This window comes from Clostridium sp. CM74B_53, assembly GCF_036318045.1.
In the GTDB taxonomy this organism is placed as follows: domain Bacteria; phylum Bacillota; class Clostridia; order Lachnospirales; family Lachnospiraceae; genus Pilosibacter.
Genome location: NZ_JAWQDE010000015.1, coordinates 44,981 through 60,659, shown reverse-complemented (window position 1 = coordinate 60,659; position 15,679 = coordinate 44,981). Strand labels below are relative to the sequence as shown.

General features: G+C 52.3%; 10 protein-coding genes. 8 read left to right on the top strand and 2 right to left on the bottom strand.

The window, feature by feature from the left end:
• Window positions 1-5: 5 nt before the first annotated feature.
• Window positions 6-527, bottom strand: coding sequence for a zinc ribbon domain-containing protein (locus V2546_RS12335; RefSeq protein ID WP_329752474.1), 522 nt, complete (start codon window positions 525-527; stop codon window positions 6-8).
• 213 nt (window positions 528-740) lie between these two features.
• Here V2546_RS12335 and V2546_RS12330 point away from each other — a divergent pair, with 213 nt between their 5' ends.
• Both V2546_RS12330 and cls read left to right on the top strand, forming a co-directional pair.
• Complete coding sequence (locus V2546_RS12330) at window positions 741-2,021, top strand: O-acetylhomoserine aminocarboxypropyltransferase/cysteine synthase family protein (RefSeq protein ID WP_118298090.1); 1,281 nt, start codon at window positions 741-743, stop codon at window positions 2,019-2,021.
• A gap of 67 nt (window positions 2,022-2,088) precedes the next feature.
• The gene (gene cls, locus V2546_RS12325; RefSeq protein WP_329752473.1) at window positions 2,089-3,675 is read left to right on the top strand and encodes a cardiolipin synthase; all 1,587 of its coding nucleotides are present in this window, start codon (window positions 2,089-2,091) and stop codon (window positions 3,673-3,675) included.
• An 85-nt stretch (window positions 3,676-3,760) separates the two neighbouring features.
• On the opposite strand, the gene V2546_RS12320 is transcribed toward cls, so the two are convergent.
• Window positions 3,761-4,327, bottom strand: a complete 567-nt coding sequence (locus V2546_RS12320) for a hypothetical protein (protein WP_118532044.1) — start codon at window positions 4,325-4,327, stop codon at window positions 3,761-3,763.
• Window positions 4,328-4,803: 476 nt separating this feature from the next.
• Here V2546_RS12320 and V2546_RS12315 point away from each other — a divergent pair, with 476 nt between their 5' ends.
• The 6 genes from V2546_RS12315 to V2546_RS12290 all read left to right on the top strand — a co-directional run bounded on the left by V2546_RS12315 (window position 4,804) and on the right by V2546_RS12290 (window position 15,638).
• Window positions 4,804-6,447 (top strand): C40 family peptidase, encoded by a 1,644-nt coding sequence (locus V2546_RS12315; RefSeq protein ID WP_329752472.1) that lies wholly within the window; start codon window positions 4,804-4,806, stop codon window positions 6,445-6,447.
• Between the two features lie 110 nt (window positions 6,448-6,557).
• Window positions 6,558-7,247, top strand: a complete 690-nt coding sequence (locus V2546_RS12310; protein ID WP_329752470.1) for an ATP-dependent Clp protease proteolytic subunit — start codon at window positions 6,558-6,560, stop codon at window positions 7,245-7,247.
• 118 nt (window positions 7,248-7,365) lie between these two features.
• Window positions 7,366-10,914 carry a DNA translocase FtsK 4TM domain-containing protein gene (locus V2546_RS12305; RefSeq protein WP_329752469.1) on the top strand — a complete coding sequence of 1,183 codons (3,549 nt, stop codon included), beginning with the start codon at window positions 7,366-7,368 and terminating at the stop codon, window positions 10,912-10,914.
• Window positions 10,915-11,010: 96 nt separating this feature from the next.
• Window positions 11,011-12,681: a formate--tetrahydrofolate ligase gene (locus V2546_RS12300; RefSeq protein ID WP_118298094.1), complete on the top strand. Its 1,671-nt coding sequence runs from the start codon at window positions 11,011-11,013 to the stop codon at window positions 12,679-12,681.
• A gap of 78 nt (window positions 12,682-12,759) precedes the next feature.
• Window positions 12,760-14,250, top strand: coding sequence for a UDP-N-acetylmuramoyl-L-alanyl-D-glutamate--2,6-diaminopimelate ligase (locus tag V2546_RS12295; RefSeq protein ID WP_329752467.1), 1,491 nt, complete (start codon window positions 12,760-12,762; stop codon window positions 14,248-14,250).
• On the top strand, window positions 14,250-15,638 hold the full coding sequence (locus V2546_RS12290; RefSeq protein WP_329752466.1) for a UDP-N-acetylmuramoyl-tripeptide--D-alanyl-D-alanine ligase: 1,389 nt from the start codon (window positions 14,250-14,252) through the stop codon (window positions 15,636-15,638). The genes V2546_RS12295 and V2546_RS12290 overlap by 1 nt, the downstream gene beginning before the upstream one ends.
• Window positions 15,639-15,679: the final 41 nt, after the last annotated feature.

Sequence of the window (15,679 nt, the reverse complement as noted above, 5' to 3'; positions counted from 1 at the left end):
ATGGTTTATTCGTGATCTTCGGTCACATTTGCCGTAGTCTCGGCGGATCCGTCTTCGAATTTCTCATCCGGAACCGCTTCGCAGGCGCAGGTATCATTGGATGTTTCGTTTTCGGCTGTCTCAGCTGTTTCGGCAGTATCGACAACGTCGACAGGAGCATCCTCCGGCATCACTTCCGCGATCTTAGCACCGCACTTGCTGCAGAAAGCGGCGGTCTTCTCGATCCTTGCACCGCATTCCGGACAGTGGATAAATCCTTCCAGGGTGGAGAGCTTGTCCTGGAGTTCATCGATCGTCTTTAAGCTTTCACGGATCAGGGCAAATTCTGCGGAGTAAGCTTCCTCGTCGGCTGTGTTTGCGGCTTCGAAGACTTTCTTGCCGATCTGGGCGTACTGGCGGTTCACCGCCTCTTTTTCTCTGGAGATCTGTGTTTTTAACTGAACGGTGTCGGAAACTTCCTTCGTTTTCTGAGCGACCTGTTTTCCGGCCTCCGTGAGACTGCGCTTCATATCTGTAAAAAATGCCATATGCAATAGACTCCTTTCTGAATATGGATCGTGAGCGGCTGTGTGAGAACAGACGCTGGATATTATCTTTATTTTAGTCTTTTTTGTGGGAGAAGTCAATCATTATGCTGGCAGCGTAACGACTTTGGTAGGTTGAAGCGGAAGAGAAAGTGTGCTATGATAATAGTCAGTTTACACATCGGACCACAGTCCGGGGGAAAGAGAGGAATTATTATGGGAGAGAAGAGAAAACCAGCAACGATCTGTATCCAGAGCGGCTGGAAGCCGAAGAACGGGGAACCGAGAGTTCTCCCGATCTATCAGAGCACGACCTTTAAATATGAGACGAGCGAGCAGATGGGGCGTTTGTTCGATCTGGAAGAGGACGGATATTTCTATACAAGACTCGCAAACCCGACGAACGACGCAGTCGCAGAAAAGATCTGCGAGCTGGAAGGCGGTGTCGCTGCGATGCTGACTTCCTCCGGACAGGCTGCAAACTACTACGCAGCCTTCAATATCTGCAACGCAGGTGACCATATCATCAGCGCGGCAACGATCTACGGAGGAACCTCCAACCTGTTTACCGTTACGATGAAAAAACAGGGGATCGATGTGACGCTCGTTGATCCGGATGCACCGGAGGAGGAGATCGAGAAGGCGTTCCGACCGAACACAAAGATGGTATTCGGCGAGACGATCGCAAACCCGGCGCTAGTCGTTCTCGATATCGAGAAGTTTGCCCGCCTTGCGCATAAACACGGCGTACCGCTGATCGTGGACAACACGTTTGCAACTCCGATTAACTGCCGCCCGTTCGAGTGGGGAGCAGATATCGTGACACACTCCACGACAAAATATATGGATGGCCATGCGATGACTGTCGGCGGCTGTATCGTTGACAGCGGAAACTTCGACTGGAATGCCCATGCGGACAAATTCCCGGGACTTACGACACCGGATGAGTCTTACCATGGAATCGTATATACAGAGCGTTTTGGAAAGAAAGCGTACATCACAAAGGCGACAGCCCAGCTGATGCGTGACCTCGGATCGATCCCGTCCCCGATGAATTCCTTCCTCTTAAATGTCGGACTGGAGACTTTACACCTCAGAATGCCGAGACACTGTGAGAATGCACAGAAGGTAGCAGAGTGGCTGCTTGCGAGAGAGGATGTTGCCTGGGTCAACTATCCGGGACTCAAAGACAACAAGTACCATGCGCTCGCGGAGAAATATATGCCGAACGGAAGCTGCGGCGTGATCTCCTTCGGCTTAAAGGGCGGAAGACAGGCAGCAGGCGAATTTATGGACAAACTGAAATTCGTTGCGATCGTTACCCATGTCGCTGACGCGAGAACGTGCATCCTTCATCCGGCGAGCCATACCCACCGCCAGCTGACCGATGAGCAGCTTGTGGAGGCCGGAGTCGATCCGTCCCTGATCCGCTTGAGCGTCGGGATCGAGGATGTGGATGACATTATCGAAGATTTAAGACAGGCACTGGAAGATTAAAAACAGTTTTGCAGATCAGCCGACTGATCGGAGACTGATATGGACGAGATAAGTTGAGGCATAATATATGATGGAAATGGATGAAATGAAGGGAAAGGGAAAACGCGGACTTTTGAGAGTCGTATTCGGACGAACTGCGTTCTTCCTCTTATTTATCGCGCTGCAGCTGGCAGTGCTGTACTGGGTCTATGTGTGGCTGGACAAGCGATACCAGGCATGGGGATATGGTTCCTTTGCTGTGATCAGCGCGATCCTCACGATCCATATCCTGAATGAAAAGCAGAATGCGAGCTTTAAGATGGCCTGGCTGGTCCCGGTCCTCCTGTTCCCGGTATTCGGAACCCTGTTTTATGTGTTTGTCCAGCTCCAGACAGAGACGAAGATCTTTGCGAGACGGATTGAACAGGTGAAAAAGAAGACGGATCATTACCTTGATCAGGACCTGGATGTCTGTAAGAGACTGGAACTCAGGAGCCGGAGCAATTCTAATCTCAGCCATTATATGAAGGAGAGCGGCGGCTATCCTACCTGGGACCGGACGAATTTCAAGTATTTCCCGCTGGGAGATGACTTCTATGAAGATGTTCTCCAGGAGCTTCAGAAGGCGAAGCGCTATATTTTTATCGAGTATTTTATTATCGCAAAGGGAGTTATGTGGGACTCCATCGTGAAGATCCTGGAGCAGAAGGTGAAGGAAGGTGTCGAGGTGCGGATCCTCTACGACGGAATGAACTCCTTCTCAAATCTGCCTCATGACTATCCGAAGGAGCTGGAGGCAAAGGGGATCCACTGCCAGATCTTTAATCCGATCCGCCCGGCGATCTCGACAAGCCAGAATAACCGCGATCACAGAAAGATCCTCGTGATCGACGGCCATACGGCATATACCGGAGGAGTGAATCTTGCGGATGAGTATATCAACCGGAAAGTCCGCTTCGGACACTGGAAGGACAATGCGATCCGCTTAAAGGGCGATGCGGTGAATAATTTTACCGTGATGTTTCTCCAGATGTGGGACGTCTGTGTGAAAAAGCTGGACTCCGATTTCGATTACAGCAGATATCTGGACACCGGCGATTATTTCCACGCCCCGGAGCTCAACATGGACGGCTTTTCCATTCCGTTTTCCGACAGCCCGATCGACGGGGAGCCGGTCGGACACCAGCTCTACCTGGACATCATCTACCAGGCGAGAAAATATGTGTACATCATGACTCCGTATCTGGTTCTGGATGACGATATGATCACGGCGCTCACCTATGCGGCAAAGCGCGGTGTGGATACAGTGATCATCATGCCGCATATCCCGGACAAGAAATCGGCGTTCATGCTGGCACATTCCTACTATACGGAGCTGATTGAGGCCGGTGTAAAGGTATATGAGTATCTTCCGGGCTTTGTCCATTCCAAGACATTCGTCAGTGATGGGGAGAAGGCAGTCGTCGGATCTGTAAACATGGACTTCAGGAGCCAGTACCTGAATTTTGAATGCGGTGTTTATATCTATGAGAATCCGGTCGTGAAGGATATCCGGTATGATTTTGATGAGACATTAAAGAAATGTGTCCGGATGACGAAGGAGAGTGTGGATGCACTTCCGACACTCCATAAATTCTGCGGAAAGGCGATGCGGCTCATTGCACCGCTGATGTAAAAAGAATCAGACGAAAAAATGGAGCAGAGAAGATCTGCTCCATTTTGTTTTCACTTGTTGAAATCCTGTGACGCAAAAGACCCTGTTATTCGTTTCCGCTCTTATCACTGAGCGGATCTGCAGAGGCTGTATTGACGGATGCTTCCGCGCGTTCCCTGAGACTTACTGAGGCATTTTCTTTTTTGTAAGCGGAGATGGCCTCAGCGATCCGTTCTTTAATGTACTGATCCTTTTCTAGTTTTCGTTCCGCTTCGTCCGGATTGTCGAGGATCGGCACAAAGAGAAATCTGCGGACAGCAAAGAGGATCGCGACGGCAATACAGCCGATGAGCGCCTCTTTTATGGCAAGGTGATCGATGACCATCTGTCTTGCGACAGAGAAGAGAAGAACTTCGACGATAGAGTCGATATCATGGCGGCAGAACATCTTCAGAAGCTCGACACCGATGACGAGATCAAAACTTTTCTTCATAAAGTCTGAGAGATCAAAGCCGTTGTCAAGATACAGACTGTACAGGTTTTGCGGGACCGGTATGAACGCGATACAGATCGCGACGATCAGGATCAGGGCACAGGCGATCTCAAGATAAGAGGAGACTTTCATGAGAAAAAGCTGTGCCCGCTGGATCCGTGGGCTGGTGTAATGTTTCATGTGGGGTACCTCCTGGGTGAATTTATCTCAGTCTGATAAGATCCCGGCTGCGTCCGGCCGGTAAAAAGCATCAGACTTATATACAACGTGAAAGCGTTCAGAAGATCCGATTCCATATGCCGGAAAAGTCATGACTTTTGTAACTTTAGACAATATGGACAAATAATTAAGAATATTATACAAAAATTTAGCAATGTTTTCAATTATAAATGTCGCTTGTGCAAGAAAAAATACAGGATCTGTTTTCCGGCTGACGACAGTGCCCGGGGAAGGAGCACCGTGCACAGTCACCGGGTGACGCCATGTTCACAATTTTTTAATAGAAAATTTTTTGCTTTTTGATTACAGATATGTTACACTAATGTTTGTATGTGCATGACAGGGACAATTGTCCCTGCCCACAAAACGCGCTGCTTCGTCTGATCGGAACGTGACAGACGGGGAGCGGAAATCGGAAACAGCATGGAGAGAAACATATGAATGATGATAAAGATACGGTAAACTATATGGATTCAATCAATAAAGCGAGCAGAAAGCGGAGAAGAAAACCGTCTTTCTGGGAACACTACGGGATCCTGGTGATCGGCGCAGCAGTTCTTGCGGTGATCGCTCTGGCGGTATTGTTCGGAGGAAAGGCTGTGACTGCGGTCCGCTCAAAGATGGCGGCAGCACAGGCGGCTTCCGAGTCGGCGGCGGAGAGCGAGAGTGCGGAGGAGTCTTCCCTTGCGGCGGAAGAGGAGAGCCGCGCTGAGATCGAATCAGAGTCTGAGGCGAGAGATGCGAAGATCCAGGAAGTGATCGATTCCTATTCAAATCTCGGGATCGCGAAGGTGACAGGATACCTGAATATCAGAAAAGACCCGGACGGAGCGGCGAATGTCGTCGGAACGCTCTCGGACGGAAGTGCCTGTGAGATTTTAGAGACTCTGGATGGCTGGGTAAAGATCAGCTCCGGGGAAGTTGAGGGATATGCAAGCTCCGAATACATCCTCACCGGGGATGAGGCGAAAGAGGCTGCGAAGGACCTCGTGAAGGAGCGCGCCTATATTACGGCGGATAACCTGAATATCCGTGAGACTCCGTCCACAGACGGACAGATCGTCGGAAAATGCCTGCAGGGAGAGCTCCACGAGATCGTCGGGGAAGAGAACGGCTGGTATAAGATCTCCGGCGGTTACATCTCTGCGGATTATGCGGAGAAACGCTTCTGTATGAATGAGGCGAACAAGCTGGATATGAAAGCGATGGTCTTAAATTTCTATGACCGTCCCGGTGTTTCCAATGTCTCAAACTATCTGAATATCCGTGCTGGTGCCGGGGAAAATGAGAAGATCATCGGAAAACTCCCGAGCTATGCCGGATGCGAGATCCTGGAGGATGCGAACGGCTGGTACAAGATCAGTTCGGGCGGGATCACCGGATATGTAAAGAGCGATTATATCCTCACCGGAGACGAGGCTAAGCAGGCGGCGATGAACCATGCGGAGTTAATGGCGATCGTCCATGCGGACCGACTGAATGCGAGAACGGAGCCGTCCACCGATGCGAAGATCTGGACACAGATCTCTGAGAACGAGCGCTACCATGTCGCAGAACAGCTTGACGGCTGGGTAAAGATCGAATTTGATGAGAGTGGCGAGGGAGACGGAGATGATGAGATCTCGGCGGCCTATGTATCTTCCGAGTTCGTAGAGGTACGGTACGCCCTTTCCGAGGCGATCAAGTTCTCGCCGACGGAGGAGAGCGCGTCCTTAAGGAGCCGGATCGTAAACTACGCGATGAAATTCCTTGGAAATCCGTATGTATGGGGCGGAACGAGCCTCACAAAGGGAGCGGACTGCTCCGGATTTACGATGTCCGTTATGAAAAACTTCGGAATCTCCCTCCCGCATTATTCCGGATCCCAGGCAAAGAGCGGAAAACGGATCAAGTCGAGCGAGATGCGTCCGGGTGATCTGGTATTCTACGGAAACAGCCGTGGAAGGATCAATCATGTTGCAATGTATATCGGAAACGGGCAGGTCATCAATGCGGCGAGCCGCCGGAGCGGGATCAAGATCTCGACCTGGAATTACCGCACACCGATCTGTATCGTGGATGTGATCGGAAACCGTTCTTAAAACGGAGAATGACTCAAAACAGAATATGATTTCCTGAAATGGAATGGATAGGAAAACTCCTTTCTGTGCATACTGGGGATACCTGGTATGTCGGAAAGGAGTTTTTTGATATGAATGAAAAGGAACAGAAGGGGATAAAGGCGGAGGAGGAACGGATCCGGGAGAACGGTCAGGCGACGCTTGAGGAGAACGGAAAGAGGATCCATCTTTTGTCGATCATCGGGGAGATTGAGGGACATGAGAACCTGTCGGGAAGCACAAAGACGACGAAATATGAACATATCCTGCCGGAGCTCGCCAAGGTGGAGAGCGATGAGACGATTGGCGGTGTCCTGATCCTTGTCAACACGATCGGCGGAGATGTGAGCTGCGGACTGGCACTGGCGGAGATGATCGCCTCCTTAAGCAAGCCGACGGTGTCTCTTGTCATCGGGGACAGCCATTCGATCGGAGTTCCGCTTGCAGTGGCATCGGATTATTCTTTTATTGTGCCGACCGGAACGATGCTGGTGCATCCGGTGCGCATGAGCGGGATGGTGATCGGAACGGCACAGACGTATGAATATTTTGAGATGATCGAGGAGCGGATCATAAGTTTTGTGTCGGAGCACAGCCGGATCGACAGGGAAAGACTGAAAAAGCTCATGCACAATACAAAAATGCTGACAAAGGATCTCGGGACCGTACTTGTCGGAAAAGAGGCGGTGGAGTGCGGCCTTATCGACGGGGAAGGCGGGATCCGGGACGCGATCGGGAGATTAAACAGGATGATGGAAGAAAACGTTGTTTCCCACAGGTAGAAAATCTGAAATCGAAAATATGTTCGGTTTGTGATTTCTTACGGTTGCATTTTGAAAATTTTTTTTGTATACTATACTTTGGGGTACTTGCCCTGTAAAATAAAAGGGGGAAAAGCACTTGGCTGGAACCAGGAAACAAAAAGAAACGACAAAACAATCACAGACGTCTGTGAGAACGAGATCATCATCAACAGCGAAGACAACAGGAAGATCCGCACAGGCGTCTAAAAATAAGACAGCAAAAAATCAGACAAGATCCACGGCAAAGAAGAGAGAGCCGGAACCGGAGTACGAGGAGGACACCGGATTTTTACAATCCGAAGCGGTGATCCTCGGAACATTCGCGGTATGTGTGCTGTTATTTTTAAGCAACTTCCATATCTGCGGATTTCTCGGGAATTTCTTCAGCCAGATCATGCTGGGTGTATTTGGCTGTATCGGCTATCTTGCACCGCTCCTGCTTTTCGCGGAGCTGTTATTTTACGCCTCAAATAAGGGAAATATCCGCGCGGTCTACAAGATGATCGCGGTGGAGGTCCTGCTGATCGTGCTCTGCGGACTTGCGCAGCTGATCTTTGGAGGCGGATACCAGGAAGGGCAGACGATCCTCGATATCTACCAGTCTGCCGGCGCGAGCGGACTCGGCGGCGGTGTGATCGGCGGCGTCCTCGTCATGATCCTTCACACAGCGGTCGGAACGATCGGAGCCTATGTGGTCCTCATCATGTTCATGATCATCTCCCTGGTATGCATCACGGAGAGATCGTTCGTGTCCGCGGTGAAGAGCGGAAGCGGGAAAGCCTACCAGTACGCGAAGGAAGATTACAGCAGAAGAAAAGAGATCCATGAGGAGCGCCAGGCTGAAAAGCGCAGACTCCGGGAAGAACAGCGCGTCCAGGGTGTAAACCTTGCGGCGACGGATTTCTCGAAAAATCCGGATTTCGGCGGGATCGCCGGCGGATATATGGGGGTTGTGGATGCCGAGGCGGTTTCTGAGACGGACGTGACGGAGGAGAAACAAGCAGCCTCCGGTACATATCATGAGGAAAAACAGGGTCAAAGATCAGAGGCGAAGCAGATGCAGCCGGATCCGGCCGATATCTTCAAAGGAAAGATCACGATGGGCGGACGTCCTCTTGAGGAGGCGGATGTCTCCCGGGAAGAGAGAACGGCGGAATCCCGTCCGGCGGAAGAGACTGCAAAGAATACAGAACGAGTTCCGTTTGCGGAAGCTCCGGCATCGGCCGGAACCCGTGAGGACGAGGACGTGTTTATCCGTCATGGGGAGAATGCCTTTGATGATCCGGATCTTTTCCCGGATGAAAAGAAGAGGGAGACGGAAGCCTGGGAGAGAAAACCGAAGGTGTCTGTCTTATCCAACATTCCGGATATCCCTGTCGGGGAGTCTGGGGAGGACGGTGAGATCCTCGCCGCGATGAGAAGAGACGCAGAGAGGAAAGCAAAGATCTTCCGCTCAGAGACTCCGGAGCAGAATGAGAGCGCAGAGAACCGGGAACCTTCAGAGATGCCGGAGACGGTATCCGCAGAGGGCGGACAGAAAATAGAAGCGGAGACAGGAGCAAAGAGCGGGGAAATGACCGCTGCCGCTGCTGAAAGCGAACCTGTATCCGTATCTGAAACCGTGGAAACTCCGAAAACGTCCCGGATTTCAGAAGAAAAGTCCGTGATGGATCTGACAGATGATGAACTTCTCGATACGGAGCCGTATGTGGAAAATGACGATTACTGGATCCAGGCGGCTGCGGAGCCGGGAAGCCGCGCTTACAGAGCGGCCCATCCGGAGAGTGCGGAGCACGATGGTCCTGTGACAGAGTTCCATGACGACAGCGAAACGGACGAATGGGCTGAGGAAACCAGTCCGTCAAAAGTACAGGAGATCCCGGAGCCCGGACCAGGACCGGCGGATCCGATCGTGGAACCGGCGCCGGCTGCATCCGGACAGTCAGACATGGAACAGCCGACGTACCAGGAAGATCGTTCACCGGACCGTCCGGCAGCCCGCGAATCTGCAGACGACAGGCGCAGGGTCGTGACCGCTTCCGGCAAGGTGATCGAAACGGACACAGAAGAGATCATAAAGAAAAAAGCGGAAGCGAGAAAGCGGGAAGCTGCCGAGAGAGAAGAGGCAGGAAACGAAGTCTTAAAGGAGATCAAACAGACGGAGGAAAAACCGAAGAAACCGTATGTGATCCCTCCGCTTGATCTCTTAAAGAAAGGTGTTCCTGTGACGGGACAGTCGGGGCAGGAATTTAAGGATACCGCGATCAAACTTCAGCAGACACTCCGGAACTTCGGCGTTGGGGTCACTGTGACGAATATCAGCTGCGGCCCGACGGTCACCCGGTATGAGCTTCACCCGGAACAGGGCGTGAAGGTGAGCAGGATCCTGTCTTTAGCGGACGATATCAAGCTGAATCTCGCGGCGGCGGATATCCGTATCGAGGCGCCGATCCCAGGAAAGGCGGCCGTCGGGATCGAGGTCCCGAACAAGGTCAACAGCATCGTATATCTGCGTGATCTTCTGGAGAGCCCGGAATTTAAAAACCATAAGTCAACGCTGGCGTTCGCCGTCGGAAAGGATATCGGCGGCCAGGTCGTCGTTGCGGATCTCGCGAAGATGCCGCATCTTCTGATCGCAGGACAGACAGGTTCCGGTAAATCCGTGGGGATCAATACAATGATCATGAGCCTCATCTACCGGTCGTCACCGGATGACGTAAAACTCATCATGATCGACCCGAAGGTGGTGGAACTTTCTGTATATAACGGGATCCCGCATCTTCTGATCCCGGTCGTGACCGACCCGAAAAAGGCGGCCGGCGCGCTCAACTGGGCAGTTGCGGAGATGATGGACCGCTACAACAAATTTGCGGCCTCAAATGTCCGTGATCTGAAGGGATATAACGCGAAGGTTCAGACTCTGGCGGAGAGCGGGGATATCCCTGCTGATCAGATCCCGAAGAAACTGCCGCAGCTCGTCATCATTATCGATGAGCTGGCGGATCTTATGATGGTCGCTTCCAATGAGGTGGAGGACGCGATCTGCCGTCTAGCACAGCTCGCCCGCGCTGCGGGGATCCATCTTGTGATCGCGACCCAGCGTCCGTCCGTCAACGTCATCACAGGCGTGATCAAGGCGAACGTGCCGTCACGAATTGCCTTTTCTGTCGCATCCGGCGTGGATTCGAGAACGATCCTCGATATGAATGGCGCGGAGAAACTGTTAGGAAACGGCGATATGCTGTTTTACCCGTCCGGCTATCCGAAACCGCTCCGTGTTCAGGGCGCTTTCGTCTCGGACGGCGAGGTATCAAATGTAACCGAGTTCTTAAAAGAACAGAACACGGATGCAGGATATAACACGGAAATCGAAAAGAAACTGAGCCAGTCCTCCTTCGGAGGAGGAGCGGGCGGACAGAATGAACGGGACGCGCTCTTTACGGACGCGGGCAAGTTCATTATCGAAAAGGATAAAGCGTCGATCGGTATGCTGCAGAGAATGTTCAAGATCGGCTTTAACCGCGCTGCCCGGATCATGGATCAGCTTGCCGAGGCCGGTGTTGTAGGTGAGGAAGAAGGAACGAAGCCAAGGAAGATCTTAATGTCCATGGAAGAGTTCGAAGAATTCCTGGAAGCAGGATACTAGGAACTGCGGCAGCTGTGTGGATATCAGACGGCTGCCGGACGCGAACTGCGCAGATCCACTGAAAAGTTATGCTACTACAAAAGGAGGATACCGATTATGAAGACCGATATCGAGATTGCACAGGAGACAAAGATGCTCCCGATCACTACCGTTGCATCCCAGTATGGAATCACTGAGGATGACCTGGAACTTTATGGAAAGTACAAGGCAAAGATCTCCAATGAGCTCTGGCAGGAGATCAAAGACAGACCGGACGGAAAACTCGTTCTGGTGACAGCGATCAACCCGACTCCGGCAGGAGAGGGAAAGACGACCACTAGTATCGGACTTGCCCAGGCGATGGCAAAATGCGGAAAGAAAGCAATGCTTGCCCTCCGTGAACCGTCCCTCGGACCGTGCTTTGGGATCAAAGGCGGAGCTGCCGGCGGCGGATATGCCCAGGTTGTTCCGATGGAGGACTTAAACCTTCATTTTACCGGTGATTTCCATGCGATCACAACGGCAAACAACCTTCTGGCTGCTCTCCTGGACAACCACATCCAGCAGGGAAATGCACTTGGGATCGACCCGAGACAGATCCTCTGGAAGAGATGCCTGGACATGAATGACCGTGTGCTCAGAAATATCGTTGTCGGCCTCGGTGCAAAGGCGGACGGCTTTGTCCGTGAAGACCACTTTGTGATCACGGTTGCCTCCGAGATCATGGCGATCCTCTGTCTGGCGACGGATATGAAGGACTTAAAGGAACGTCTCGGAAAGATCATCGTAGCATATAATTTCGCGGGAGAACCGGTGACAGCGAAGGACCTCAACGCAGTCGGCTCCATGGCAGCGCTCTTAAAAGACGCTATCAAGCCGAATATGGTCCAGACCCTGGAGCACACAGGCGCCCTTGTACATGGCGGACCGTTCGCGAACATCGCCCACGGATGCAACAGCGTTATGGCAACAAGAACCGCATTAAAACTTGCTGACGTTGCGATCACGGAGGCAGGATTCGGCGCGGATCTCGGAGCTGAGAAGTTCTTCGATATCAAATGCCGCAAGGCCGGCATCCATCCGGACGCAGTCGTTCTCGTTGCGACCGTGCGCGCATTAAAGTATAATGGCGGTGTTCCGAAGGACCAGCTCTCCGAGGAGAACCTTGACGCGTTAAAGAAGGGAATCGTAAACCTGGAGAAACATATCGAGAATATCCAGAAATACCACGTTCCGGTCGTAGTTACCTTGAACTCCTTCCTCACAGACACCGAGGCGGAGTACGAGTTTATCCGGAATTTCTGCGAGGAGAGAGGATGTGAGTTCGCTCTGTCCGAAGTATGGGCAAAAGGCGGCGACGGCGGTATCGAGCTCGCAAAGAAGGTATTAAATACTCTGGAGACAAAGAAGAGCGATTTCGCTCCGTTATATCCGGATGAGATGGGAATCTCCGACAAAATCGAGACGATCGCGAAGGAGATCTACGGAGCCGGAAGCGTAAGCTATTCCCCGGCGGCGAAAAAGGCAATCGCAAAGATCACAGAGATGGGATTCGGCGATCTTCCGGTCTGCATGGCGAAGACCCAGTATTCCTTATCTGACGACCAGAAGAAGCTGGGACGTCCGGAGGGATTTGATCTGACGGTGCGCGACGTCTATGTGTGCGCGGGTGCCGGCTTTGTGGTTGCGCTCACAGGTGCGATCATGACAATGCCGGGACTTCCGAAAAAACCGGCGGCGGACAATATCGACGTGGATGAGAACGGAAAGATCACAGGACTGTTCTAAATTATAAAAGTGAAAGAAAACTTGCAGGCGGGCGCTTTTTGTTCCCGCCTGTGCGGGTTATGGGAAAGGATGACGACAGTGGTAATTGGAGATTGGTTAAAACGCATGAAATATGTTCTGGTTTCCGGCAGTCTGGATCAGAACGTGGATGAAGTGATCTATGATTCAAGAAAGGCGAGACCGGATTCTGTGTTCGTGTGCATTCAGGGCAGCACCAGGGATTCCCACGAGTTTATCCCGGATGTGTTAAAGGCGGGCTGCAAGGTCCTCGTGATAGAAAAAGAAGTGGAAGTCCCGGCAGATGTGACGGTGATCCGGGTAGAAAACGGAAGACTTGCACTGGCGGAACTCTCCGCGGCGAGATTCGGCTATCCGGCGGAGAAGCTGATCACGATCGGGATCACCGGGACAAAGGGAAAGACCACGACGAGCTACATGATCAAGGCGGTCCTGGAAGCCGCCGGAAAGAAGACCGGGCTTATCGGAACGAACGGAGCTGTCATCGGGGATGAGAAATTCCCGACCTCCAATACGACTCCGGAATCCTATGTGGTGCAGGAGTATTTCCACAAGATGGTGGAGGCCGGCTGCGAGTGCTGCGTGATGGAGGTTTCCTCCCAGGCACTGATGCTGCACAGAGTCGGCGGGATCATGTTTGATTACGGCCTGTTCACAAATATTTCCCCGGACCATATCGGGCCGAAGGAGCATAAGAGCTTCGAGGAATATCTTTTCTATAAATCAAGACTTCTGACTGTTTGCAAAACAGGTGTCGTGAACCGTCTGACCGACCACTATGAGGAGATCACCCGTGATGCATCCTGCAGACTGGTGACATACGCGCTGGGCGGGAATGCAGATTTTACAGGTGATGACATTCACTATGCGTCAGACCATGATTTCGTGGGGATCGAATTCTCCGTCCACGGACCGCTCAACGGCAGAGTCCGTGTGGGAATGCCGGGAAAATTCAATGCGGACAACGCTCTTGCGGCTCTCGCAGTGTGCTCTCTTGCGCTCTCCGGCGGAAGCGGAAACCTGGATGAAAAAACGCAGAAAGCAGTCCTTACTTCCCTTGAAAATGTCCGCGTGGACGGCCGCATGGAGATCGTCTATGTGTCAAAAACGTGCAGCGTGATCGTCGATTACGCGCACAATGCGGTCAGCATGGAAAGCCTGCTCTCGACACTCCGGGATTATCATCCGAAGCGTCTCGTCTGCGTCTTCGGCTGCGGCGGAAACCGTGCGAGGGACCGCAGATATTCCATGGGCGAGATCGGCGGAAAGATGGCGGATCTCTGCATCATCACAGCCGACAACCCGCGGTTTGAGAAGAATGAGGACATTATCAAAGATATCGAAGTTGGTCTTGCAAAGACGGACGGAAAGTATATCGTGATCCCGGACAGACGGGAAGCGATCTTTTACGCGATCCACAACGCTGAGGAAGGCGACATGATCGCGATCATCGGAAAAGGCCATGAAGACTACCAGGAGATCGAGGGAGTAAAGCACCATTTCCTTGACCGGGAAGTTGTGGAAGAGGCAGTAAAGGAGATTGGAAAGTAATGGAGAACGTAAGTGTTCAGGATATCGTTCGTGCCACCGGGGGCGTGCTGCTCTCCGGAAACAACGATGCCCTGTTAAATAAGATCCGTCTGGATTCCAGACAGGTGGAGGCAGGAGACCTCTTTGTGCCGATCATCGGTGAGAAGGTCGATGCGCACCGTTTTTTACCGCAGGTGGCTGAAAACGGCGCCGGCGCTGTCCTCACAAGTGAGCAGAACGCGAAGACAGAGGAGATGGAAAAGACTTCCTGCGCATGGATCGCTGTGGATGACACGAAGAAAGCGCTCCAGGCAGTGGGACGTTATCTCAGAAAGCGCCTGACATTGCCGATCGTCGGCGTTACAGGAAGTGTCGGAAAGACTACGACGAGAGAGATGATCGCAGCGGCCCTCTCTGCCCGTTACCATGTATACAAGACTCCGGGAAACAGCAACAGCCAGGTCGGCGTCCCGATCACTGTGTCCGAGATCACAAAGGCGGATGAAGTCGGTGTCCTGGAGCTTGGAATGAGCGAGCCGGGCGAGCTCACCGTGATCGCGCAGATCGCAAAGCCGGATATCGCAGTGATCACAAATATCGGGATCACCCACATCGAGCAGCTTGGATCGCGCGAGAATATCTATAAAGAAAAGATGACGATCCAGGACGGACTTTCCGACGGCGGCGTTCTCGTCTTAAACGGCGATGACGATATGCTGCAGAAGACAAAAGGAAAGGACGGCGTGAAGACCGTCTACTACGGAACCGGTGAAAACTGTGATTACCGCGCGGTGGATCTCGTCCTCACGGACGGAAAAGCTGAATTTACGGCGCTCCACGGCGGAAAGACACAGAAGATCCGCCTGAATGTCATGGGCATGCACAATGTGATGAATGCCATGGCGGCCATCGCGGTCTGCTGTGAGCGCGGCATGACGATGGCGGAGGCAGCGGAGGGACTTTTAACGTTCCACGGCTTCAAACACCGCCAGCAGGTCTATGCGGACGGACGCTTCACGGTGATGGACGATTCCTATAATGCAAGCCCGGCATCCATGAAAGCGGCGCTCGATGTATTTAAGGGACTCACCGGAAAGCGCCACATCGCTGTCCTTGCGGATATGAAGGAGCTCGGAGAAAATTATCTGGCCTACCACAGGGAGGTCGGTGAATACGCGGCAAATTCCGGGGTGGATCTCGTTGTGACACTCGGAGAGGCGAGCAAGTGTCTTGCGGAAGGCGTCCGTGCGGTGAAGGAGATCCCGGTCGTGGAGTTTTTAGACCGCGACGAGATGGTGAAGTATCTGGAGCAGGAAGTAAAAGACGGAGACTGTATCCTCTTTAAAGGATCCAACTCCATGGGACTTTCCGCTGTCGCGGACAAATTTGCGGAACTGGAAGAGAAGTAACATAAAAACTGCTATAAAGCTTCTCAAAGAAAGGAGGGACC

What these genes read in the sequence shown, in the direction of transcription:
- V2546_RS12335 (WP_329752474.1), bottom strand. Translation starts at nt 527, where the DNA reads ATGGCATTTTTTACAGATATGAAGCGCAGTCTCACGGAGGCCGGAAAA.
- V2546_RS12330 (WP_118298090.1), top strand. Translation starts at nt 741, where the DNA reads ATGGGAGAGAAGAGAAAACCAGCAACGATCTGTATCCAGAGCGGCTGG.
- cls (WP_329752473.1), top strand. Translation starts at nt 2,089, where the DNA reads ATGATGGAAATGGATGAAATGAAGGGAAAGGGAAAACGCGGACTTTTG.
- V2546_RS12320 (WP_118532044.1), bottom strand. Translation starts at nt 4,327, where the DNA reads ATGAAACATTACACCAGCCCACGGATCCAGCGGGCACAGCTTTTTCTC.
- V2546_RS12315 (WP_329752472.1), top strand. Translation starts at nt 4,804, where the DNA reads ATGAATGATGATAAAGATACGGTAAACTATATGGATTCAATCAATAAA.
- V2546_RS12310 (WP_329752470.1), top strand. Translation starts at nt 6,558, where the DNA reads ATGAATGAAAAGGAACAGAAGGGGATAAAGGCGGAGGAGGAACGGATC.
- V2546_RS12300 (WP_118298094.1), top strand. Translation starts at nt 11,011, where the DNA reads ATGAAGACCGATATCGAGATTGCACAGGAGACAAAGATGCTCCCGATC.
- V2546_RS12290 (WP_329752466.1), top strand. Translation starts at nt 14,250, where the DNA reads ATGGAGAACGTAAGTGTTCAGGATATCGTTCGTGCCACCGGGGGCGTG.